This is a genomic window from Halomonas sp. 141 (assembly GCF_002810305.1).
Taxonomy (GTDB): domain Bacteria; phylum Pseudomonadota; class Gammaproteobacteria; order Pseudomonadales; family Halomonadaceae; genus Vreelandella; species Vreelandella stevensii.
Genome location: NZ_PINZ01000079.1, coordinates 1 through 4,884, shown reverse-complemented (window position 1 = coordinate 4,884; position 4,884 = coordinate 1). Strand labels below are relative to the sequence as shown.

Genomic DNA, 4,884 nt, shown 5'->3' with positions numbered 1-4,884 from the left:
TTGCACGGGGCGAATGATCAAAAAGTGCTCGCTGGCGGTGATAGGGAAAGTGTCGGCGCCGGCTTCACGGATTCAGGTATAACTAAACCTATCCACCCATTAATAAGCCATGAGCCTAACGCCACCATGCCTCCCAAATGGACCATCACTCTTGATCACTCAGCCAAACATTATTCTGTCCTTGGAAACTGGGAGCCCGGCGGGCCGCCTGTTTGATCAGGCCTAATCCATGTGAAGTGACGAAGAACCTTAAACAAATTCCTTACCCCAACATCGGGTAGGGGCCGGGGTCACCCCCGGCGCCCTCCCACACCACCGTACGTACGGTTCCGTATACGGCGGTTCATGAAGAACGATTAAGCCCTCTTGACCGTATCGAGTACCGAGATCAGGCCCAGCCCGTCGAACCACTTCCGCGGCAGGGCCTGATTCATGTGCGAGGCGCCCGCATTCCACCAGGGACCTCGCCCATTCCCCGCTGACTTCCAGGCACGTTGCTCGTCCAGACCCAGTGCCAGGAGTTTCCGGCGCCGGGTCCATGGGCGCTTCCACTGCCGCCAGATCACGCAACGCAGTCGGCGACGTATCCAACCATCCAGCGCTTCCAGCGGGCGCTCTACGTCGACGAGGGAGAAGTAGTTGGCCCAGCCCCGCAGGACTGGGGTCAACTCTTCGATCACGCGCCGTATGTTGCGCCCCCTGCCACGCTTGAGGATCTCGCGGACACGCTGCATCAGGCGCTGCAGGCTGGTCTTGGCCAGCGTCAGCTTCGGCCGCTTGTGCCGGGTCAGCGTGTAGCCCAGATACCCCCGATGCCAGGGGCGGTCCACCGCACTCTTGTCGCGATTGACCGTCAGCCTGAGTGAGCTCTCGAGAAAATCACTCAGACTGGCCATGACGCGCTCGCCCGCCCGCCGACTTCTGACGTATACCTGCAGGTCGTCGGCGTAGCGGCAGAAGTGATGACCGCGGCGCTCCAGTTCCTTGTCCACGTCATCCAGCAGGATGTTCGCTAGCAGTGGACTCAGCGGCCCGCCCTGCGGCGTTCCCTGTTGGCGTGGCGCGACCAGGCCGTCCTGGAACATCCCGGCTTCCAGATAGCGGCGGATCAGGCGTAACGCTCGCTTGTCGCGGACGCGGCGCGCGACCCGCGCCATCAGCAGGTCGTGATTCACCCGGTCGAAGAAGGCTTTCAGGTCGAGGTCGACCACCCAGCGGTGGCCGGCAGTGACATGGGCCTTCATCGCCGAGACGGCCTGCTGGGCACTGCGCCCAGGGCGATAGCCGTAACTCGATGCGGAGAACACCGGATCGAAGAGTGGCGTCAACACCTGAAGCAGCGCCTGCTGGATCAGCCGGTCGGTCACCGTGGGGATGCCGAGCTGTCGCGTCCCGCCCTTGGGCTTGGGGATCTCGACGGCTCGGATTGGGCTGGGGTGGTACTCACCGGCCAGCAGCCGCTCGCGCAGCGTTGGCCAGCATTCCTTCAGATGGTCGGCCAACTGGTGGACCGTCATGCCGTCGGCACCCGGCGCCCCCTGGTTGGCGACCACCCTTCGGTAAGCCCGCGCCATGTTGGCCTTCTCTACCACAGCCTCCATGAGCGGGGCGGACTCCGCTTTCGTCCACGATGACGACGCCGGGACCGTCTCGACGCCCACCGGCCGGGACTCAGGGTTCCGCCCCTGCCCCTCTGGGTGGGTGACGGTATCAGCGTCAGTGTCTGTCTTCATGATCGATCCTCGAGACGTCATCGCCTACTCGCGGTTCTTCATGTTCGGCCCTTGGTGCCGAGGTGAATCGGCACTTACTATGGCCTCTGCTGACGTCTGGTGGCCCATCCCGTCGCCTCTCGACGCCGGTAGCACCGTGGCAGACCACCAGACCTCCCAGGGTAAGACGCGCGACCTTCCCGCTTATGCCTGTCGGATATACGTCATGGCGTTCCGTGCAAGTATCGGGCTTTGATGATAGTGGCCATCTCACCCCGCCATGCCGCCTCGTATCCGCTTCCTGTTCGTCAGGCCAGCGTTTTGCCTTCAACTTCCTTCAGATTCCACCTCACGGTGGACACCCTTGCCGTTCGGCTAGCACTTCCCCTTGCCGGGTGTGCAGGGGACTTTCACCCCCAAGTCATCCCGAAGCACCACCCTCGGGAACAGCGCCGTCACGGCGCTACGCGCCATGCCTGGCGCACCACTAAAAAGCCGACCAAACTATGGTCGGCTTATATCTATCTCCTCATCATTATGTCAAAAGAATCAGGCTAGCAGAACAAATCCCCAAAACCACCACCATCATAAGTGCAGTATATCCAAGAACCTGACCAACACGAAGACCAGTTATTCCTAACAAGGGAAGGAGCCAGAAGGGCTGGATCAAGTTCGTAATCTGGTCACCCATCATCACAGTCATTACAGCAATGTGAGCATCCAAGCCTAGCTCTGCAGCAGCCTGAACAGCAATAGGACCCTGAACCGCCCACTGCCCTCCTCCTGACGGCACTGCAAAGTTTACAATTGCTGCACTAAGCATAGATATAACGGGATAAGACTCCGGACTTGAAATACTCACGAACCATGATGCAATCATAGCCAAAAGCCCAGTACCTGCCATGATACCTAAAATCCCTGCATAAAAAGGGAATTGAAGGATGATCCCTATTACTGCAGAAGAACCAGAAACTAATGCTTTTGCATACTTGTCAAGCGAGCCATGAAAAAGAACCCCAAGCATTAGGAAGAAAAAATTCACAACATTTAGGTTAATGCCGATAATACCATTCTGAAAGACATATCGAGCACAAAAGAACAGTCCTGCAGCTACCACCAGAAGCATCATCGGCTTACTTCTATTAAATCTTGCAGCAGGGGTGTCAGCTTCGCCAGCATCAAGATCATCATAAGAAGCACTATCTCGAGCATCCCCTGAAATCTCTACAACATTCATCTCATTTGGATGAAGCTTGGAAAGAAGCAGCGGGATTATTACAATCACTCCAAGCATGTAAACTAGGTTGTATGGCTGAAACACCGTTTCTGATAGAGAAAGAATACCAATCTGGTCCTCAAGAAAGTGCCCAGGCGTATTAACAAGCAAGGCTGCAGAGCTTGAAAGCCCCGACTGAGCCAATACAACGCCGCAATAACCTGCAGCTGCTAAAAGCGGAAAGTGGATTTTAATACCACGTCGCTTACCAGCCCACGCCATTTCTTTCGCAAGGAATGCACCAATTACAAGCCCAACGCCCCAATGCACAGAGGTCAATATAGTCATAACTACTGCAGTCAAAACTATAGCACCTTTAGCGGAGCTAGGCTTAAGAGCAATCCACTGAAGTATTTTTTTTACTGGAGGCGAAGTGGCCAACCCATAGCCCGTTATGACGATAAGTACCATTTGCATCGCAAATGCCAAGAGGTTCCAAAATCCCCCGTACCAAGCATCCACCACCTCGATGGGTCCTGAGCCAGTGCTTAAAACTGCAGCAAAATACACGACTACAGTCAGAGCAACAGCTATGGACAAAGCATCAGGAATCCACTTTGTAGAAAAATAAGCAACAGCATCACCTATTCTCTGCAACCACCCTTGGCCACCCACCGACTTGTCTAAAACTGAACTAGAACCTTTCCCGCTAGACATAATAACGGCTCCTCATTGTTTTAATAATCAATACTGCCTTTCAATTTCAGAATTTCTCTTGCTTCAGATGGCGATGCAACCTCTAGGCCTAGCCCTTCAATAATTTGCCTTACACGTTTCACTTGAGAGGCATTAGACATTGCTAGCTCACCCGGCTTCTCCCATATTGAGTCCTCAAGGCCGACACGCACATGTCCACCATTAGCAGCTGAAAATGAGGCAACACTCATCTGGCTCTTTCCAGCACCAAGCGCTGACCATACAAAATCGTCACCAAAAAGTCTGTCAGCTGTTCTTTTCATGTGCGAGACATCATCCGGATGCGTACCAATCCCGCCCAAAATACCAAAAACCGTTTGGATAAAAAATGGAGGCTCAATCAACTTCTTATCAGCAAAGTACGCCAAGTTATACAAATGCGAAGTATCATAACACTCAAGTTCGAATCTTGTGCCATTTTTTGAACAAGATTCCAAAATATATTCAATGTCAGAATAAGTATTCTTGAAAACAACGTCTTTAGTAGCCTTTAAAAACCCTTCCTCCCATGAATTCTTGAAATCTTTAATTTTTTCAGCAATAGGAAAAAGGCCAAAGTTCATAGAACCCATATTTAGGGAAGCAATTTCAGGTTTCAGCTGAAGAGCAGGCTGAAGCCTTTCTTCCACTCCCATAAGAGGCGATCCACCTGTTGTAATATTTATAATACCATCACTTTCATTTGAGATATCAGGAATGAAGTTTTTAAAGAGATCTGGGTTTTGTGAAGGTCTCCCCGTTTCAGGGTCACGAGCATGAAGGTGGACAATTGAAGCACCAGCCTTTATAGCTTTTAATGATTCATCCTTTATTTCTTCTGAAGTTATTGGAAGATAAGGGGTCATACTGGGAGTATGCACGCCGCCAGTAATTGCACATGTAATAATAACTTTCCTGCCATGGCTCATATTGCCTCCTTATTTATTGTTAAGAGCACGCATTGTAAAATGCGACAACTCACATATAGTCATGCTGCTTCACGACTGTCAATCCACCCTCCCTTAGACCAAGGTAGCATTCTATCAAACGGCCGTTTTCATTTTTTCCCTTAACTATCACCTGAATCCGTGAGACCGGCCCTCAGAAGCACTTCTAACCCACTGACCTGCATGGCAATATAGCCATTATCGCCATTCACCCAGACAGTGCCATGCCCAACATAAAGTTCCGCGCCAGTCGCCGCACCCTCACCAGCCACGC

4 protein-coding genes are annotated in these 4,884 nt (G+C 52.6%); 1 reads left to right on the top strand and 3 read right to left on the bottom strand.

Features of this window, described 5'->3' with window-relative positions:
* The coding region (locus CWI66_RS18480; protein WP_232710996.1) for a hypothetical protein at nucleotides 1-216 on the top strand (216 nt) is incomplete at its 5' end.
* Between the two features lie 140 nt (nucleotides 217-356).
* On the opposite strand, the gene ltrA is transcribed toward CWI66_RS18480, so the two are convergent.
* The 3 genes from ltrA to CWI66_RS17130 form a co-directional block, all read right to left on the bottom strand.
* Nucleotides 357-1,733, bottom strand: a complete 1,377-nt coding sequence (gene ltrA / locus CWI66_RS17145; protein ID WP_198517611.1) for a group II intron reverse transcriptase/maturase — start codon at nucleotides 1,731-1,733, stop codon at nucleotides 357-359.
* Nucleotides 1,734-2,247: 514 nt separating this feature from the next.
* Nucleotides 2,248-3,645, bottom strand: a complete 1,398-nt coding sequence (locus CWI66_RS17135) for a short-chain fatty acid transporter (RefSeq protein ID WP_198517610.1) — start codon at nucleotides 3,643-3,645, stop codon at nucleotides 2,248-2,250.
* Between the two features lie 20 nt (nucleotides 3,646-3,665).
* Nucleotides 3,666-4,592, bottom strand: coding sequence for a 3-keto-5-aminohexanoate cleavage protein (locus CWI66_RS17130; protein WP_100732339.1), 927 nt, complete (start codon nucleotides 4,590-4,592; stop codon nucleotides 3,666-3,668).
* Nucleotides 4,593-4,884: the final 292 nt, after the last annotated feature.